Source organism: Halomonas sp. EF61 (genome assembly GCF_040147045.1).
GTDB classification, from domain to species: domain Bacteria; phylum Pseudomonadota; class Gammaproteobacteria; order Pseudomonadales; family Halomonadaceae; genus Halomonas; species Halomonas litopenaei.
In genome coordinates, this window is record NZ_JAMSHM010000003.1 from 604,693 (window position 1) to 622,544 (window position 17,852).

General features: G+C 62.4%; 17 protein-coding genes. 5 read left to right on the forward strand and 12 right to left on the reverse strand.

Annotated features, from left to right (window positions below):
* The first annotated feature begins 69 nt into the window (after positions 1-69).
* The 3 genes from NFI08_RS17580 to NFI08_RS17590 all read left to right on the forward strand — a co-directional run bounded on the left by NFI08_RS17580 (position 70) and on the right by NFI08_RS17590 (position 1,594).
* Entirely contained in the window at positions 70-753 is a 684-nt protein-coding gene (locus NFI08_RS17580; RefSeq protein ID WP_349591067.1) for a type 1 glutamine amidotransferase domain-containing protein, read from the forward strand.
* Positions 754-794: 41 nt separating this feature from the next.
* On the forward strand, positions 795-1,010 hold the full coding sequence (locus NFI08_RS17585) for a hypothetical protein (protein ID WP_349591070.1): 216 nt from the start codon (positions 795-797) through the stop codon (positions 1,008-1,010).
* A gap of 71 nt (positions 1,011-1,081) precedes the next feature.
* On the forward strand, positions 1,082-1,594 hold the full coding sequence (locus NFI08_RS17590) for a GNAT family N-acetyltransferase (RefSeq protein ID WP_349591073.1): 513 nt from the start codon (positions 1,082-1,084) through the stop codon (positions 1,592-1,594).
* Between the two features lie 395 nt (positions 1,595-1,989).
* Here NFI08_RS17590 and NFI08_RS17595 read toward each other — a convergent pair whose 3' ends face one another.
* The 12 genes from NFI08_RS17595 to gorA form a co-directional block, all read right to left on the reverse strand.
* Positions 1,990-2,748: a FadR/GntR family transcriptional regulator gene (locus tag NFI08_RS17595; protein WP_306169061.1), complete on the reverse strand. Its 759-nt coding sequence runs from the start codon at positions 2,746-2,748 to the stop codon at positions 1,990-1,992.
* A 252-nt stretch (positions 2,749-3,000) separates the two neighbouring features.
* A complete protein-coding gene (locus NFI08_RS17600) occupies positions 3,001-3,813 on the reverse strand; it encodes an NAD-dependent epimerase/dehydratase family protein (protein WP_306169060.1) in 813 nt (270 codons plus the stop codon).
* Positions 3,814-3,863: 50 nt separating this feature from the next.
* Entirely contained in the window at positions 3,864-4,727 is an 864-nt protein-coding gene (locus NFI08_RS17605) for an amidohydrolase family protein (protein WP_306169059.1), read from the reverse strand.
* Entirely contained in the window at positions 4,724-5,866 is a 1,143-nt protein-coding gene (locus NFI08_RS17610; protein WP_306169058.1) for a mandelate racemase/muconate lactonizing enzyme family protein, read from the reverse strand. The genes NFI08_RS17605 and NFI08_RS17610 overlap by 4 nt, the downstream gene beginning before the upstream one ends.
* Positions 5,867-5,939: 73 nt before the next feature.
* On the reverse strand, positions 5,940-7,220 hold the full coding sequence (locus NFI08_RS17615) for a TRAP transporter large permease (protein ID WP_306169057.1): 1,281 nt from the start codon (positions 7,218-7,220) through the stop codon (positions 5,940-5,942).
* A 2-nt stretch (positions 7,221-7,222) separates the two neighbouring features.
* Complete coding sequence (locus NFI08_RS17620; RefSeq protein ID WP_231498708.1) at positions 7,223-7,852, reverse strand: TRAP transporter small permease; 630 nt, start codon at positions 7,850-7,852, stop codon at positions 7,223-7,225.
* A 57-nt stretch (positions 7,853-7,909) separates the two neighbouring features.
* On the reverse strand, positions 7,910-8,917 hold the full coding sequence (locus NFI08_RS17625; RefSeq protein WP_306169056.1) for a TRAP transporter substrate-binding protein: 1,008 nt from the start codon (positions 8,915-8,917) through the stop codon (positions 7,910-7,912).
* Positions 8,918-9,504: 587 nt separating this feature from the next.
* Positions 9,505-10,476 carry a SphA family protein gene (locus tag NFI08_RS17630; protein WP_052704298.1) on the reverse strand — a complete coding sequence of 324 codons (972 nt, stop codon included), beginning with the start codon at positions 10,474-10,476 and terminating at the stop codon, positions 9,505-9,507.
* A 258-nt stretch (positions 10,477-10,734) separates the two neighbouring features.
* Complete coding sequence (locus NFI08_RS17635) at positions 10,735-11,127, reverse strand: ectoine synthase (RefSeq protein WP_045992068.1); 393 nt, start codon at positions 11,125-11,127, stop codon at positions 10,735-10,737.
* 194 nt (positions 11,128-11,321) lie between these two features.
* Positions 11,322-12,587, reverse strand: a complete 1,266-nt coding sequence (gene ectB / locus NFI08_RS17640; RefSeq protein WP_045992067.1) for a diaminobutyrate--2-oxoglutarate transaminase — start codon at positions 12,585-12,587, stop codon at positions 11,322-11,324.
* A gap of 85 nt (positions 12,588-12,672) precedes the next feature.
* The gene (ectA, locus tag NFI08_RS17645; RefSeq protein ID WP_045992066.1) at positions 12,673-13,251 is read right to left on the reverse strand and encodes a diaminobutyrate acetyltransferase; all 579 of its coding nucleotides are present in this window, start codon (positions 13,249-13,251) and stop codon (positions 12,673-12,675) included.
* Positions 13,252-13,573: 322 nt separating this feature from the next.
* Positions 13,574-14,935 (reverse strand): glutathione-disulfide reductase, encoded by a 1,362-nt coding sequence (gorA, locus tag NFI08_RS17650; protein WP_239452524.1) that lies wholly within the window; start codon positions 14,933-14,935, stop codon positions 13,574-13,576.
* A gap of 222 nt (positions 14,936-15,157) precedes the next feature.
* Between gorA and can the strand changes: the two genes are divergently transcribed.
* Positions 15,158-15,805, forward strand: coding sequence for a carbonate dehydratase (can, locus tag NFI08_RS17655; protein WP_045992064.1), 648 nt, complete (start codon positions 15,158-15,160; stop codon positions 15,803-15,805).
* A gap of 397 nt (positions 15,806-16,202) precedes the next feature.
* Entirely contained in the window at positions 16,203-17,774 is a 1,572-nt protein-coding gene (locus tag NFI08_RS17660; protein ID WP_108133617.1) for an ABC transporter substrate-binding protein, read from the forward strand.
* The last annotated feature ends 78 nt before the right edge of the window (positions 17,775-17,852 follow it).

The window sequence follows — 17,852 nt, forward strand, 5'->3', positions numbered from 1 at the left end:
CTACAATAACGCAACAAGATAGCGACAGAGTCGACTACAAGGTTCAACGTTCTCGTCGGAGCCCTCGCCATGGATAACAAGATTCTTGTGGTAGTGACCAGTCACGCCAAGTATCCCAATCATGATCGAGCCACGGGTCTGTGGCTAGGTGAAGCCGTGCATTTCATCGATCATATCGAACAGGCTGGCTGGACCTGCGACATCGCAAGCCCCAAGGGGGGCTATACGCCCATCGATCCCCACAGTCTGGCGGCCGCCGAGGCGATTGACTGGGACTACTATCAGAACAAGGACTTCATGAACCGCCTGGGTACGACGCTGGCCCTGGACGAGGTCAACGCAGCGGGCTATCGGGCAATCTATCTGGCGGGCGGGCATGGGGTCATCTGGGACTTTCCGGGCAACGAGACGCTCCAACTCCTGTGTCGGGACATCTACGAGGCAGACGGTATCGTATCCTCTGTGTGTCACGGTGCCGTGGGCTTGCTCAATGTGACCCGGGATGATGGGGAATTCCTGATCAAGGGCATGAAGGTGACCGGCTTTTCCAATCACGAGGAGCACCTGGCCAAGCTCGACGACATCGTGCCGTTTCTTACCGAAACGGAGCTTGTCGAGCGTGGCGGGCTCTATTTGAAGGCGGATCGCGCCTGGGAGCCATTCGCCGTAGTCGATGAGCGGCTGGTCACCGGGCAAAATCCAGCCTCGGGCCGACGCGTGGCCGAACTGGTGCTGGAAGCGTTGGGCGACTGATCACCGTCGGTCAGCAAGATCTTTTCTATCCGGACATCACCATGGCAGCCAGACATCGTCAGGGAAGACGCACGATAGCGATTATCGTCACCACGGCGCTGGTCGCCGGACTCGTCATGGGGTTCTACGCAGGAAGCCGCTACCAGCTCTGGCATCTCCAGGACGCCTGCCTGGATGCCGGAGGACGGGTTTCAGACGACGGTGTGGCACGATGTGAAATCGAACGTGAGATCGAGCGTGAGTTCGCCCCCAGGTAGCCTTGGTTCGAACCTGTTGGCGGCGGCAACCGTGTCGGTCTTGGGTATGTGCACGCCATCGGAGATCGCCAATGATTGTTCGTGAAGAAGTTCCAAGGGATCACGACGCCATCGAAGCATTGATCCTTGCGGCCTTCGACGGCCATCCCCAGCACGCACCGGGCGCAAGGCCTACCGATCACCTGATCGTCAGGGCGCTGAGGGCAAGCGAACGCCTAACGCTGTCCTTGGTGGCGGACAACCAGGGCATGATCGTCGGGCATCTGTGTCTGTCACCGGTGCTGATCGATGGCCAGGCGACAGCCTGGTTTGGGCTTGGCCCTGTAGCAGTAGCGCCGGCATGTCAGCGCAAGGGCATCGGCGCACGCCTGATCCGCGAAGGACTTGGGCGCATGCAAGAGCAAGGCGCCGCTGGTGTGGTCGTGCTGGGTGAGCCCGAGTACTACGGGCGCTTCGGCTTTTCGCGACATCCGGGGCTATGGCTCGCCCAAGTGCCGGCTGAGTTTTTTCTGGCGCTGCCGTTTGGTGACCGCAATGCCGTGCCGACCGGGGAGGTCACGTATGATCCGGCGTTTCTATCCTGAACCTCCAGAGGTGCAAGCGGCGATGAGCGTGTTAACAGAGGGGAGCCGGGTGGATGGGGCAGAAATGGATGGGACAGAAAGCCGGCACGGATCATTAACGTCCATCGATAGGGATGATGCAGAGCGCGGAGGCTTGTTCGGGATAACCGGCAAATACCGCATTTAACATAATATAGATTATGCGAACCATGAGTCATGAGAGCTTGTGAAGGCTGATAACAGGCTCTTGTCACCTGAACCCCGCGTCAATCGCTGTCCTTATCTACCTCGAACTTACCTCGAACTCGGCGGTAGCTTCCCACCGAGCCCAACGGATTTAGATCATCGAACTGGCAGTCCTGTCGAGCGGACTGCGTCAACCGATGACAACTGACGTACTGGCGGCCGGCACTGACTCAACCCTTCTCCTTGAACCGCTGGTAGGTCTCCCGGGCGCGTTCCAGGTGGCGCGCCATGGCGGCTCTGGCGGCGTCGGGGTCGCGTGACAGGATGGCGTCGAGAACGTCCTGGTGCTCGGCTTCCACGCGCTTGAGATAGGTGCTGGTGGAGTCGGTATTGACCTCGCTGGTCGCGAGCTTCGAGCGTGGAATCGCGCTCAGGTTGAGCTGCTCCAGCGCCTGAGGGAAGAACGGATTGTGGGTGGCCCTGGCAATCGCGTGGTGGAACTCGAAGTCCTCGTTGCGAGCCTGACTACGCTGCTGACGGGCCTTGACGAAGGCCGCATGGGTATCACGCAGGCGAGTCTCGTCGTCGGCCTCGAAGCGCTCGGCGGCCAGTGCTGCCGCCGCAGGCTCCAGATTAAGCCGCAGCTCGATGACATGCAGGATATCTTCGACGGTGGTCGGGCGAATCCGCTTGGCGGGCATGGCCTCGGCCGGTGCGGCCCGGATCACCGTGGTGCCGACGCCACGCCGTGCCTCGACCAGGCCCAGCGACTTGAGGTGAGCCACCGCCTCGCGAATCACCGTCCTGCTGACACCGAAGGAATCACACAGGCCGCTTTCTGTCGGCAGCTTCTCGCCGACGGCGATGGTTCCGGCGGTGATCAGACCTTCCAGCTGGTCGGCCACGTTCATCGACAGACTGCCTTCACGCGTCAGCTTCTTGACGTTTAGCGGTGCCGGTTCCGTGCGGGGTGCTGGCTTGGCTGCCATGGTCGATTCCTCTTCAGTTCGCGTGGCGATGACGCGACGTGCCGCAAAGCGCTATCACTGGGCTACTTTTCAGGGCTATTTATCAGGGCTGTATATCAGCACTGACTATCAGGACGCCAGTGTATCAAGGCGATGGCGTCAGGTCCCCGGTGTCAGGCTGCTCGATCCTCTATCCCTCTATCCCTCTGTCCCTCTGTCCCTCTGCCAGTGCCGGAGACGGATGCCTGGTGGCTTTCCGCGACGATTCAGTGGCTATTCATCGTCAGGGTGGCCCTGGCCTGCAAACTTGCCGCCCTGGAAGCGCACCGAAGGGTCATCGGGAGCCAGCCGCCCTCCCCTGGCCTCGATCTCGGCACGCCAGGGTTCCGAGCTGTCCCTGGGCACCCAGCCCAGAAAGCCTGCTTCGCGATTGTCCCACCATTGTTCGGCGTTGTTGGAGGCGCCGTAGACCACGGTGTAGCCCAGTTCAGGGACGCAGAAGGCGCGCTCGAGCAGCGCCACAAAATCCTCGACGCTCATCCAGGTGGCCATCATGCGGGCATCGGCGGGCTCGGGAAAGCAGGAGCCGATACGCACCGCCAGGGTCTCGACCCCGAACTTGTCGAAGTACAGGCTGGCGAGGTCCTCGCCGAAGCCTTTCGACACGCCATAGAGCGAATCCGGGCGTTTCGGCACCTTGGCGTCCAGCCGCTGATGCTGTGGGTAAAAGCCGATGACGTGGTTGGAACTGGCGAATACCACCCGCGGCTTGTCATGACGGCGCACCGCCTCATAGAGGTGATAGGTGCCCATGATGTTGGCCGGCAGGATCTGCTGCCAGGAACGCTCCACCGATACACCGCCCAGGTGGATAACACCATCGCAGCCTTCCACCAGGCGAGCGACAGCATCGACGTCGGTCAGGTCTGCCGTGACGATCTCTTCATGGCGGGTGTCGTGGGTCACGTCCTGGTCGACGGCGACCATGTCGGACAGCCGGACCTTCTTTGCCAGGCGACTCAAATGAGGTCTCAGAGCGGTGCCCAGGCCCCCGGCGGCGCCGGTGACCAGCAGTCGATTCAACATGTCAGAATTCCTTCTCGTGTGTCGTGTCTCGTGTCTCGTGATACGCGCCTTCAGCGACCGAAGCCGTACAGTTCGGCGGGATTGTCGACCAGGATGCGTTGGCGCTGCTGCTCATTGGCCCAGGCCAGCAGTACGTCGAGCTGGTCAGGGTCGTCTGGATACTGATCTCGCGGGACACCAACATGGGGCCAGTTGCTGCCCCAGAGGATGCGCTCCGGGGCGTGGTTGATGACCCGCCGGGCGATGGCGCCGACGTCGTCGTAGTCGGGCCCTCCGCTCAGACTGGTTTCATAACCGGCGCAGATCTTGAACCAGGCGTTGCCGCGATCGAGCAACCTGAGAATGGCGTCGACGCGAGGATCATCGGCCGGCACCGGATCGATGAACTTGCCGATATGATCGATGATGTACGGGCACTCGATACGTTCCAGCATCGGCAGGTGCTGGTCGAGCTCGCGGCCATTGAACTGCACCATCAGGTGCCACCCCAGGGGCGCGATCAACGGCTCGACCTCGGGCAGGCGAGCCAACGGCATGGCGCCTCCGCCCAGGTTCATGATGCGTGCGCCGCGAACACCTCGGCCATGCCAGTCTTCGAGGGTTTCCACTGGGGTGTCAGGACTGACGACGGCGACCCCGCGGGCCTTGTCCAGGCCCAGTTGGTCGAGTGATGCAAGCAAGGCGCCATTGTCGAACTGATAGGCGTTGGACTGGGTCACGACCACCCTGTCGAGCCCCATCCAGCGCTGATAGCGCCTGAAGTCCTCGAGGGTCGCGAGCTCCTTGATCGGTGCGGCCTGCGGGTGTCCCTCGAAGCCTTCCAGAAACAGGTGGGCATGGCAATCGGTGGCGCCGGCGGGCGCCTTCAGCCTGGGCGCGCGCCCTTCCAGCGGACGGGTATTGGCCGGTATCACTGTCTTGTCTCCTTGAGGGCGAAACGTGTCAGGGCGTCGCGATCGATCTCGATGCCAAGTCCAGGGCCGTCGGGGATACCGACCCAGCCCTGATGATGCTCCAGCGGCTGGGTAACAATGGCCTGGCGGAAGGGATTGTGGGTCCGATCGAACTCCATGATGGGTTCGATCGGCTCACGTCTGGGCGGATTGGGCGGCAGCGCCGCCATGGCCTGAAGGCTGGCGGCGATGCACACGGCGGTGCCCCACACATGGGGGACCAGACGCACGCCATGAAGCGCCGCCATATCCACGACGCGCCGCATCTCGGTGAAGCCGCCGACGCCGCATATGTCGGGCTGGCAGATATCGATGGCGCGACTGGCCAGCGGCTCCTGCATGGCGTAGCGGCCATGCCAGTTCTCGCCACTGGCGACCGGTAGAGGCTGGCCATCGCGCACCGCGCGATAGGTATGAATCTGCTCCGGCAGTACCGGTTCCTCGAACCAGTCGACGTCGAAAGCCGCCGCCCGCTTGCCGACCTCGAGGGCCTCCAGCAGGTCATAGCCGTGGTTGGCATCGATCATCAGACGCCGATCGGGACCGATGGCCTCGCGCACGGCGGCGATGACCCGAAGATCTTCCTCGACGTTGAAGCCGATCTTGATCTTGACCCCGTGAAAGCCTTCCTCGGCGTAGCCCGCCACCTCCGCGGCGATATCACTGACCCGGTCCACGCCATCGCGACGAAAGGAGCCGGTGGCGTAGGCCTGGACGCGTTCGCGAAAACGCCCTCCCAAGAGCTCCGACACGCTGGCACCGTAGTGCTTGCCCTTGATGTCCCACAGCGCGATGTCGATGCCGCTGAGGGCGGTCATGGTCAGCCCCCGCTGGCCCTGGTCACGCAGCCGGTTGTAGAGCACGAGCCACAGTCTTTCATGCTCCAGCGGGTTGGCGCCGATCAGGGTGTCGGCGTAGGTGGCCACCACCGCGGCGTTGGCCTGGGCCGGACCGAGGCACTCCCCCCAGCCGACGGTGCCGTCTTCGCAGGTGATCTCCACCAGGCAGTGCTGGCGGCGTTCGAAGCGCATGGAAGCACTTTCGAAGGCCTGTTCAAGGGGATGATCCAGCAGATGGGTCTCGACCCTGGCGATCTTCATCGGTGTGCCTCTTTTCCTGTAGGTGGTCAGCGGCGTGTGACGCCTCGTCGAAGGGGGCTTGGCATGGTCGCCATCACTCCAGCATGTTGGGCAGCGCCATGGACAGTGCCGGAACGTAGGTCACCAGCATCAGGGCGCCGAACAACGCCAGGTAAAACGGCCAGATGGTGCGAACGGTCTGTTCGATCTTGATCTTGCCGACCACGCTGCCGACAAACAGGCAGGCACCCACCGGCGGCGTGCACAGCCCCAGCCCCAGATTCATCATCATCATGATGCCGAACTGGATCGGATCCATGCCGAACTGGGCGGCAATCGGCAGAAAGATCGGCGTGCAGATCAGGATCAGCGCCGCCATGTCCATGATCATGCCGAGTGCCAGCAGGATCAGGTTCAGCATCAGCAGGATGGCGAGCGGATTGTCGGTGATCCCGAGCAGCGTGTTGGACAGCAACTCCGGCACGCTATAGAGGGCGAGCAGATAGGAGAACGCCGAGGCGCAGCCGACCAGGATCATCACCAGCGCGGTGGTGCGCACCGACTGGTAGACCGCCTGCTTGAACGATGCCCAGTGCAGCTCGCGATAGACCAGCGCGGTGACGACGATGGCGTAGATGGCCCCGAAGGCGCCTGACTCGGTCACCGTCAGCACGCCAGACAGCACGCCGCCCACGATGATGACCGCGGTCAGCAACCCTGGCAGTGCGGCGGCAAAGCTGATCGCCAGCGCCTGCCAGCCCGGAAAGCGTTCGCCCTGGTAACCACGCTTGACCGCTACCAGATAGGCGGCAAGGGCCAGCAGGCCACACATCAGGATGCCCGGCACGATGCCCGCCATGAACAGCTTGGTGATGGACAGGCCGCCACCGGCCGCCACGGCGTAGAGGATCATGTTGTGGCTGGGCGGAATCACCACCCCGGCCACCGACGAGGTCACCGTCACGTTGACCGCGTAGTCCGCGTCGTAGCCCTTCTCCTTCATCACCGGAATCAGGATGGAGCCGAGCGCTGAGGTGTCCGCCACCGCGGAACCGGAAATCCCGCCGAACAGCATCGAAGAGGTCACATTGACCACCCCGAGCCCTCCGCGCACTCGGCCCACTGCGGCAGAGGCCAGGCGCACCAGGCGCTGGGAAATACCGCCGTGCAGCATCAGCTCGCCGGCGAAGATAAAGAACGGAATGGCCAGCAGGGAAAACACCGAAATGCCCGAGAGGATGCGCTGGAATGCCACGAACAGCGGCAGTCCCTCGTAGAGAAAGCCCCCTACTGCTGCCAGTCCTACCGCAAAGGCCACCGGAGCGCCGACGGCCAGTCCCAGGGCAAAGAGTCCAAAAACGATAGCGAGTCCCATGCTCAGTCCTCCTGGGTCGGGTTGTGCCGGCCGCCAAGCCGCTTGACGATGTTGGCCACAGCGAACAGCACCATCAGCGCACCACAGATCGCCAGCGGCGCGGCACGCCAGCTTTCGGAGAGTCCGAGCATCGGGATAGGTCGTGCCAGGTTGGTCATCATCAACTGCCAGCCCTGCCAGGCCATGAAACCGCCAAAGGCCACCACGAACAGATCCGCCAGATGGTGCATCAGACCCTTGATGGGCGCCGGCATGTTGTCGCGCAGCAGGTCGATGGACAGGTGGCTGTTGTGACGAACGCCGGCAGCGGCGCCGAGAAAGGTGATGTAGGCCACGCTCAGAAGCGCCGTCTGCTCGACCCAGGTGGGGGTGTCATTGAGCACGTAGCGGCCAAATACCAGCCAGCCAAAGGTGATGATCAGCAACACCAGCAGCACCCCGGCCACCATGATGCAACCATGGGCGATACTGTCGAGGATGCGGTCCAGTCGGCTGGGTGTTTCACGCTTGTAGCGTATGCTTCGTGACTCCGGCGATGCCGGAGGAAAGGCACCACGGCGTACCGTGGCGCCCTCTTGCTCTGACTCGGTTTGCTCGGACCCGACGTCAGAGGTGTCGGTGGGTGCGTTCACGCATCAGCCTCCCCGCCCGCCCCCGGCACCGGGGACGGGGCTCTCGTATCAATGGGATCAGTCGGCCTGAGCCGCGCGAATGTCGTCGACCAGCGAGGCCAGGTCCGGGTTCTCGGCAAGAAAGCCCTCATAGACCGGTAGCATCAGCGCCTGGAATTCTGACTTGTCCGGAACCTCATTGATCTCGACGCCTGCATCCAGCGCCGTTTGCCGACTGGCCGCGGTACGCTCTTCCCACAGTTCACGCTGCTGCTCGGTGGCGACCTGCCCGGCCTCCCGGACCGCCGCCTGGTCTTCTTCGGACAGCTCGTCCCAGGTACTGCGGGCCATGCACAGGCACTCGGGAATGACCAGGTGGTTGGTCAGCGAGTAGTAGCCGGCAACCTCGTAGTGGCCGCTGGATTCGTAGGACGGGAAGTTGTTCTCGGCGCCGTCGATCACTCCGGTCGTCAGCGATTGGTAGACCTCACCGTAGGCCATGGGGGTGGCGTTGCCACCCAGCGCATCGATCATGTCGACGTAGAGGTCGTTGTTCATGACCCGGACCTTCATGCCCTCGACATCTTTCGGAGTCTCGACCGGATGGTCGGTGTTGTAGAGGCTGCGCGAGCCTGCCCCGAACCAACCCAGCGCGACCAGGCCCTGCTCCTCCATCGCTGCGGCGAAGCGTTCGCCGATCTCGCCATCCATCAGTTCGTACATGCGCTCTTCACTTTCAAAGATGAAGGGCAGCGAGAGGACGTTGGCAGCCGGCACCATCGGACCCATGGGGCCCATGTTGAAGTTGCCGAAATCCAGAGCACCGTTGCGGGTCTGCTCGATGGCATCGGGCTGATCCCCCAGCACGGCGTTGTGATAGACCTTTGGCGTGATGCGCCCTTCCGTTCGCTCGTCCACCTCCTTGGCGAAGGTCTCCAGCGCAATGCTGTTGGGGTACTCGGGAGGATGAATGTTCCAGCCGCGCCACTGTTCGGCCAGGGCTGGCGTTGCCAGCAAGGCGGTGGTCGCGGCCAGGCCGGCAAGATGGATGGCGCGGGTGAGCTTGCGTGAAGCGGCGGGATTCATGGCGAGTCCTCTGGTTGACCTTGTTGGCGTTGTTGTCATACCCGGTTGGGCAAGTGTCCGGCCCTCTCGTACTGCCATCACATGGCGATGGCCTGAGCCGTTTTCTGGAAACCATGGCATACTATGTATGACAAAGTAGAAGAGAGGACTTCCTGGCTGCAACCCCTTCCTGACACTTTTTGACTAAAGTGCAATGCCTCTGTCGAGGTGCGTTAGCCAAGGCGGCCAGCATGATCGACATTTTTCGGAAAAGCTCTTTATTCGCGGGCAATAACGATCTGTCCGAAACCTGTTCCTGGTGCAAAGACGCCCCGTTGCAGCGGCAGTTTATTTGTAAAATGCTGTCACTTTTTGGCGTGACGCGTGGCCCGCTGTGTCCATGTGCAGCATGAGCTGCATAGGCGACAGGAAGTCTCGTGGGACGTGCAAGGCCTCGGCTGATAAAGACATTCAGCGCACAATATCGATGCAGAACAACGGGAGAATCGGGCGCCGCTGAGCGCCCGAGAACATGGTGGAGATTCGTTCGGGGGAAGGATCGAGGCGGCGCGCCCGAATCATCGGATCGGGCGCTGGTCGGGAGGTGGCTAGAAGGCCCAGGCCGCCGACAGCGACACCGTATCGCCATCGAAGCGATTTTCGGATGACACATCGTGAAGCCACTTGCCGATCAAGGTGACCGGCGCCTGGCCCAGTGAGACGCTCTTCATGAAGGCCGGCCCTACTCCTGCCCCGCTACTGCGAAAACCATCTTCCAGGCGATCCGGTACCGGGCCCGAGTCCGACTCGAGCTGCTCGTAAACGTACCCGGCCAGACCCAGTCCGAAGCTTGGCGTCAGGTACTTCGCCGCCAGCACGTCCAGGTGAAACTCGTCGCCGGTGGTGTAGTCGGTGGCATCGTTCTTGAAGTTGAACAGGATGCCCGCGGTCATCGACAGGTCCCATCCGCTTTCGGGCAGCCAACTGTAGGTAATGGTGGGATCGATCGACCAGTAGTGCCGCCCCAGGTTGATCCGATCATCCTCGTCGTAGCGCCCCACCGGAATATTGATGCCCACCGCCGCCGTGGTGTGGTGAGTCCCGTTGGCCCAGTTGAGGGCGACCGGCACCAGGTACGGATCACCGAAGCCGCTGTTGCTTCCGGTGTTGAAGCGTTCCTGGCCCGGGATGCTGGCCTCGAGATCGACGCTGACGTCAAACACGTAGGGAAGATTGATCCCGGCGATGTAGGTGGCACCGAGCCACTCGACGTCGGTCACCCAGGTCAGCTTAAGCAGGTTGAACCACAGCGTCTGGTCGAGACCCGCCGACAGCCGCCCGCCCAGGGGGCGCGCGCCGATATCGCCCTCGTAGCGCACCAGGTCGTTGCGCGCATAGACCCCGGGTGGCGGGGCCAAGCCTGCGGCAAAGTCGTTATAGGCGCCCGGTACATAGATGCTGCTGCCACCTTCCGAGGCATGAGCCGTCGCTGGGGCCAGCAGTGCTGCACCAAGGATCGGCGCTGCCAGCAGGTAGTGATACATACCGGAGGTCAGGAGTCGGGGGCGACAAATGGCCATGGGGACGGTTCCATTGAGAAGTTTGCTGCAAAGTATAGGAAGCACTACGAACTTTTGGGCACAATTTTGACGTACCTGCCTCCTATGCCCCCACGTACCCTGCTGCTCTTCCCGTGACGTCTACCTCCAGCGTCCTGCGACTACTCCGTTCGTCCTGCGATTACTTCGGTCGATTGGCCAGATACGACAACGGCGCCCCAAGGGGCGCCGTTGTCGGGTGCGGGAAGCGAGTTCCTGTTCAATCCTGGCGGGACGCCCTTACTCGCCGGCGGGCGCGTAGGAGCCATCTTCGCGGTGCACTTCCTTGCCCGTCAGGCCCGGAGTGAACACGCAGGCCAGGTGCATGGTCTTGGAAGCACGCAGCAGGTGCTCGTCGTGCTGATCCAGGATGTAGATGTCGCCCGGCTTGATCGGCCAGATCTTGCCGTCGGCCAGGGTCTCCACTTCGCCTTCGCCCTCGATGCAGAACACCGCCTCGAAGTGATGCTTGTAGTGGATGTGGGTCTCGGTACCCTCGAAGATACGGGTGATGTGGAAGGAACACTGACCGCCGTCATCGGCGAGCATCAGGCGGGTGCTGTCCCAGTTACCGTTCTCTGCCTTTACCAGGCGGTCGGTCTGACGGGCTTCTTCCAGGTTGCGAACGATCATCGAATTCTCCGTTGTCGGGTGTCGGGGGCGTCGGCGGTGCCGGGCATCGAAAGGCCCTGTGCGAGGCTTCGAGCGCTGGTGGCGTCCGCAGAAAAAGCGAGGGCGAGCCCTCGCTTTACATATTGCTCAGGGCAGGATCAGCGGCACCTTGCTGCTGGCGCCTGCCCGCAGATAGCCTGCGGGCGTATCCTGTTTCAGCTTAGCGCCTCGTGGGTGCTGCGCTCGAGGATATCGAGACCTTCGATCAGATCCTCGTCGGTGATGGTCAGCGGACACAGGCACTTGACCACCTCACCGTCCTGGCCACTGGTCTCGATCACCAGGCCGTTCTCGAAGGCCTTGGCGGTGATCTTGTCGGCGATATCGCCGCTTTCCACGTCGATGCCGCGCATCAGGCCGCGGCCACGCTCGGATGCCGGATACCCCTTGTCGCTGAGCCAGGCGGCGATCTTCTGAAAGCGCTCTTCCACGATCCGCGCCTTGCGCTGGATGTCACGCTCGAAGGTATCGTCGCTCCAGTACTTGCGCATGGCAGCGGTAGCGGTGACGAAGGCCAGGTTGAAGCCACGGAAGGTACCGTTGTACTGACCCGGCTTCCACTTGTCGAGCTCCGGGCGCATCAGCACGTGGGCGAACGGCAGGCCGAGTGCGGACAGCGACTTGGAGTTGGTGACGATGTCCGGTGTGATGCCGGCGTGCTCGAAGCTGAAGAACTTGCCGGTGCGACCGCAGCCCGCCTGGATATCATCGATGATCAGCAGGATGTCATTGTCGCGGCAGATGCCCTCGAGACGCTTGAGCCAATCCAGGCCGGCCACGTTGATGCCGCCCTCGCCCTGGACCGTTTCGACGATGACCGCGGCGGGCACGTCGAGACCGCCGGACTTGTCGCCGAGCAGCTTCTCGAAGTAGTCCAGGGTATCGGTCTCGCTACCCATGTAGCCATCGAAGGGCATGAAGGCTGCACCCTGGGTCGGAATACCGCCGGTCGCCTCGCGGAACTTGCGGTTGCCGGTGGTGGCCAGCGCTCCCATGGTTACGCCGTGGAAGCCATTGGTGAAGGTCACGATGTTGTGACGACCCTTGGCCACACGAGCGAGGCGAATGGCAGCCTCGACGGCATTGGTGCCGGTCGGCCCCGGGAGGTGGACCTTGTAGTCGAGACCACGCGGCTTGAGGATCACCTCTTCCAGGGTCTCCAGATAGTCGCGCTTGGCGGCGGTCCAGAAATCAAGACCGTGGATGATGCCGTCGGTGGCCAGATAGTCGACCAGCGCCTGCTTCAGGTGCGGGTTGTTATGGCCGTAGTTCAAGGTGCCGGCACCGGCCAGAAAGTCGATGTACTCGCGGCCTTCCTCGTCGGTCAGGCGAGCGTTCTGCGCCTTGGTGAAGACCACCGGAAAGGAACGGGAATAGGTACGAACTTCGGATTCCATGCGTTCGAGGATCTGGGTCTGCATTGCGACCTCCTGTCGGGTTCGTAGGGGAAGTTATCGGGTATCGGTGGCGACGGACGCTGGCGCCCTGTCACCACCCTGGAAGCCGTTAGATACGCGTCGTGTCGAAGGGACCGATGCGCACCAGGTTTTCCGGATCGTGCTCTCCACCCAATTGGTCGGTAGAGAAGTACTCGCGGCTGTTCAACGGCGCCTGCCAGCGATCGGCCAGGCGGCGGAACAAGCCCCAGGAAGCCTGGTTATCCGGTGTGATGGTGGTCTCGAGGTGGTGGACCTCGGCAAATTCAGGGCGGGTCAGGATGGCTTCGACCAGTCTGCGGGCCAGGCCGGTACCGCGGGCCTTCTCGCCCACCGCGACCTGCCATAGAAAGTAGGTGTCCGGAGCATTGGACTTCACGTAGCCGGAGACAAAGCCGACGATCTCGCCTTCCTCGTTGGTGGCAACGGCACAACTGTCACGGAACTGGGTGGCCAGCAACAGGTAGGCGTAGGCGGAGTTGACGTCCAGGGGCGGGCAGGACTTGACCAGCTCGTAGATGCCCCAGCCATCCTCGGGAGTGGACTTGCGAATAAACAGCGGCGCCGCTTCGTGACCCACCACCGCGTCCGCCACCGTAGGCTTGGCGAGGTCGGCTGATGGTGTGAAGGGCTCAGTGCTTGCGGTCATGTTCGTTATGCTTCGCTGTAGCGAATTTGGACAAGCATTATAACAGTCGAGTATGACATTTCAAAATCTGGATTATTCTTAACCCCTGGAAGCATAAAAAAAAATTATGCGAGTAGCGCCAGGCCACGTCTCATGGCGGCTCGGAGCGATCACTGCCGCTCACCTCCCCTATCCCTTTGGCGTAATCGATTGCCTCTCCAACGAGACGATTTCGTCCGCCTGAAGCAGTATAGTCGGCCCTTTCGGATCGGCGAGAAAAGGCCACAAAAAAGGGCACCCACAGGTGCCCTTTCTGGCGTCGGCCGGTTTCTGACTGTCGTCGTCAGGTACGGGTCGGCGTGCGCATGGTGACGAACTCTTCGGCGCCGGTCGGGTGGATGCCTACGGTGGCGTCGAAATCTGCCTTGGTCAGGCCCGCACGCACCGCGATGGCGATGCCCTGGATCACCTCACCGGCTTCCTCGCCGACCATGTGCGCCCCTACCACCACGTCGCTTTCGTCGTCGACGATCAGCTTCATCAGGCAGCGTTCATCGCTGCCGGACAGGGTGTGCTTCATGGGACGGAAGTCGGCACTGTAGACGCGGACTGCCTTGCACACCTCGCGGGCCTTCTCTTCGGACAGGCCAACGGTGCCGATGTTGGGATGACAGAACACCGCTGTGGCAATGTTGTCGTAGTTCATCGGCGCCTTGGGCGCGTCACCGTAGTGGTGTGCAACCAGATGCATGGCCTCGGCCAGGGCCACCGGCGTCAGCTCAGGACCGCCGGTCACGTCGCCCAGCGCCAGGATCGAGGGCACCGAGGTCTCGAAGCGATCGTTGACCTGGATGGAGCCGTTCTCGTTGAGCGCGATGTCGAGCTGGTCCAGGCCCAGGCCTTCAAGATGGGGCTTGCGGCCGGTGGCGGACAGCACCGCATCCACCTCAAGGGTCTCGCCGTTGGTCAGGGTGGCCTTGATCCCGCCTTCGACCTTCTCGAGGGACTCGATGTTGGTGTTGAAGTGCAGGTTGACGCCCTTCTTGGCCATCTCGTCGCGGGTGAACTCGCGCACCTCCTGGTCGAAGCCGCGCAGGAACAGCTCGCCTCGATACAGCAGGTGGGCGTCGGCGCCCAGGCCGTTGAAGATGCTGGCGAACTCCACGGCGATATAGCCGCCGCCAAGCACCAGAAAGCGCTTGGGAAACTCGTCCAGGTCGAAGATCTGGTTGGAGTTCATGGCCAGTTCGCTGCCGGGGAACGGCGGCACCCAGGGCCAGCCACCCACCGCCACCAGGATCTTCTCGGCGCTGATGGTCTCGCCGCCAACCTCGACACGGTGTTCGTCCACCACCTTGGCGCGACCGTTGATCAGGCGCACCCCGGCGTTGTCCAGCAGCTTGCCGTAGATACCGTTGAGTCGCTTGATCTCACCGATCTTGTTGTCGCGCAGGGTCGCCCAGTCGAAGCTCGGCGCCTGGTCGAGCTGCCAGCCGAAGCCGCGAGCGTCGTCGAAAGCCTCGTGGAAGTGTGCGGCGTAGGAGTAGAGCTTCTTGGGCACGCAGCCCACGTTGACGCAGGTACCGCCGAGGTAGCGATCCTCGGCGACGGCCACCCTGGCCCCGGTTGCCGCCGCGGTACGGGCAGCGCGGACACCACCGGAGCCGGCACCGATGACAAAGAGGTCATAGTCGAATTGTGACACTTGCGTCTCCTGATTCTGTTGCTGGGGCCCTTGTTGTCGGGACCGCTTTCGGATCATTAGGGGCCTGGCCTACCAGGGACCTGCCTCGAGGCCCACCAGGATGGGAAACCTTCCCATGATACCAGCGGGCTGGCTACCACGGGAGGGTGCTTGACCACCTTGACCGAGGGGGGTAAAAACATGCACCACTTTAGCCATCCACTGCTTGCACGGGGAAAGTTCATGAGTGATATCGACAATCTGCTCGCCAATAATCGGGCCTGGGCCGACAGAATCTGCCAGGAAGACCCTGATTTCTTTGCCCGCCTTGCTCAGCAGCAAAGCCCGGAGTATCTATGGATCGGTTGTTCCGACAGCCGCGTGCCGGCCAACCAGATCATCGACCTTCCCCCGGGTGAGGTGTTCGTCCACCGTAACGTCGCCAACCTGCTCTACCACAATGACATGAACGCCCTGTCGGTGGTGCAGTTCGCGGTGGACGTGCTCAAGGTACGTCACATCATGATCGTCGGCCACTACAACTGTGGCGGCGTGCGCGCTGCGGTCACCGGCGGCGAGAACGGTATGGTGGACAACTGGTTGCACAGCGTACGCGAACTCTACAGCATGCATCGCTCGGAACTCGAGCATCTGCCGCTGGACGAGCAGGTGGACCGCATGTGCGAGCTCAACGTCAAGTCTCAGGTCAAGACGCTGTGTCGTACCAAGATCGTCCAGCGTGCCTGGCAGCGCGGCCAGGCGCTGTCGGTACACGGCTGGGTCTATGGCCTCAGCGACGGTCGCGTCACCGACCTGGAATGCAGCGTCCACGGCCTGGATCAGGTCGCCCAGCTCTATCGTATCGATCGCGTCTGCCCGCCCCAGCAGTGACGGCTGGTCTGAACTGACCGATTGACCGCCAGGCGACCCTGGACACCACTGTCGCCCCGGCGCTGTGTCGATTGCCCTTTCGCGCCCCCGAATCGCGTTCGGGGGCGCTTGCACTTGCGGTTACCTCACTCGCCTCCGCCGGCTACCTCAGCTCCTCTATTTTCCCTTGCTTTCCCGTCTGCGCCACCTTCTCGTCGCTCAGCGCTTGTCTGCTCCTTGAGGACACGCTCCCCGGGCCCATATTCGTTCCTCGCATGGGTGCTGTCACAATTTCGATTGTGTTTAAACGCGACACCTCACTATGTTGATGCAGGACATTGACTAGCCGGCGCTTACAACATTGACCAAGGCGCCCGACTGGCAATTACAACAACCTCAACAAGCAGGAACTCCTTCCATGTTCAAGAAGACCCTTCTGGCCGGTGCCCTCGGTGCCGCCATGCTGACGGCTGCCCTGCCCCAGACCGCACTGGCCGAAAACACCCTGCGCATGGCCTACGACGCCGATCCGGTGTCGCTGGACATCCATGAGCAGCTCTCCGGCGGTATCCTGCAACTGTCGCACATGGCCTTCGATCCGCTGGTACGCTGGACCAAGGACTTCGAGTTCGAGCCCAGACTCGCCACCGAGTGGGAGCAGGTCGACGACACCACCATGCGCATCAGCCTGCGCGAAGGGGTCACCTTCCATTCCGGCAACCCCTTCACCGCCGAGGACGTCGCCTGGACAGTGGAGCGCCTCAAGCGCAGCCCGGACTTCAAGGCGATCTTCGAGCCCATCGAGACGGTCAACGTGGTCGACGAGCACACCGTGGAGATCATCTCCAAGCGGCCCAACCCGCTGCTGCTGAACATGGCCACCTACATCTTCCCGATGGACAGCCAGTTCTATTCCGGCGAGACCGACGGCGGCAAGGCCAAGGACGAGATCGTCAAGAACGGCAATTCCTACGCCTCGCGCAACATCTCCGGTACCGGCCCCTTCCAGGTGACCAACCGCCAGCAGGGCGTTCGGGTCGACTTCGAACGCTTCGATGACTACTGGGACAGCGAGTCCCCGGGCAACGTCGACGCCATCACCCTGACTCCGATCGGCGAGAACGCCACCCGCGTCGCCGCCCTGCTGTCCGGTGACGTCGACTTCATCGCGCCGGTACCGCCCAACGATCTGGAGCGCATCGAGAGCGACGAGGACACCAACCTGGTGACCATGTCGGGCACCCGCATCATCCTGTTCCACATGAACCAGGAGCGGGTCGAGGCCTTCCAGGACCCGCGTGTTCGCCAGGCCTTCAACTACGCGATCAACCAGGAAGGCATCGCCGATCGTCTGATGAAGGGCTTCGCCACCCCGGCCGCCCAGTTCTCGCCCGAGGGCTACTCCGGCCACAACCCGGATCTCGAGCCGCGCTTCGATCTCGACCGGGCCAAGGAACTGATGGCCGAAGCGGGCTATGAGGACGGCTTCTCGGTCAGCATGATGGCGCCCAACAACCGCTACGTGAACGACGCCAAGATCGCCCAGGCGGTAGCCGCCATGCTGGCGCGGATCAACGTCACGGTGGACCTGAAGACCCTGCCCAAGGCCCAGTACTGGGGCGAGTACGATGATCGCGCCGCCGACATGATGATGATCGGCTGGCACTCCGACACCGAAGACTCCGCCAACTTCCACCAGTACCTGACCGAGTGCCCGGATGCCGACAGCGGTGGCGGCCAGTACAACGCCGGCAACTACTGCAACGAGGAGCTCGACCAGCTGATGGTCGACGCCAACCTCGAGGTGGATCTGGAGAAGCGTGGCGAGATGCTGCGTGAGCTCGAGCAGGGCCTCTACGACGATGCCGCCTTCATTCCGCTGCACTGGCAGAACCTGGCCTGGGCTTCTGCGGCCAACGTCGACATCGAGCCGGTGGTCAACGTGATGAACTTCCCCTACCTCGGGGATCTGGTCATCGAAGAAGAGTAAGACGACAGGCACCGCCACGCGGTGCCTGCAAGCTCCCATTCAGCAGCTGCCTCGGCTCCGTGACATGGTCGCGGAGTC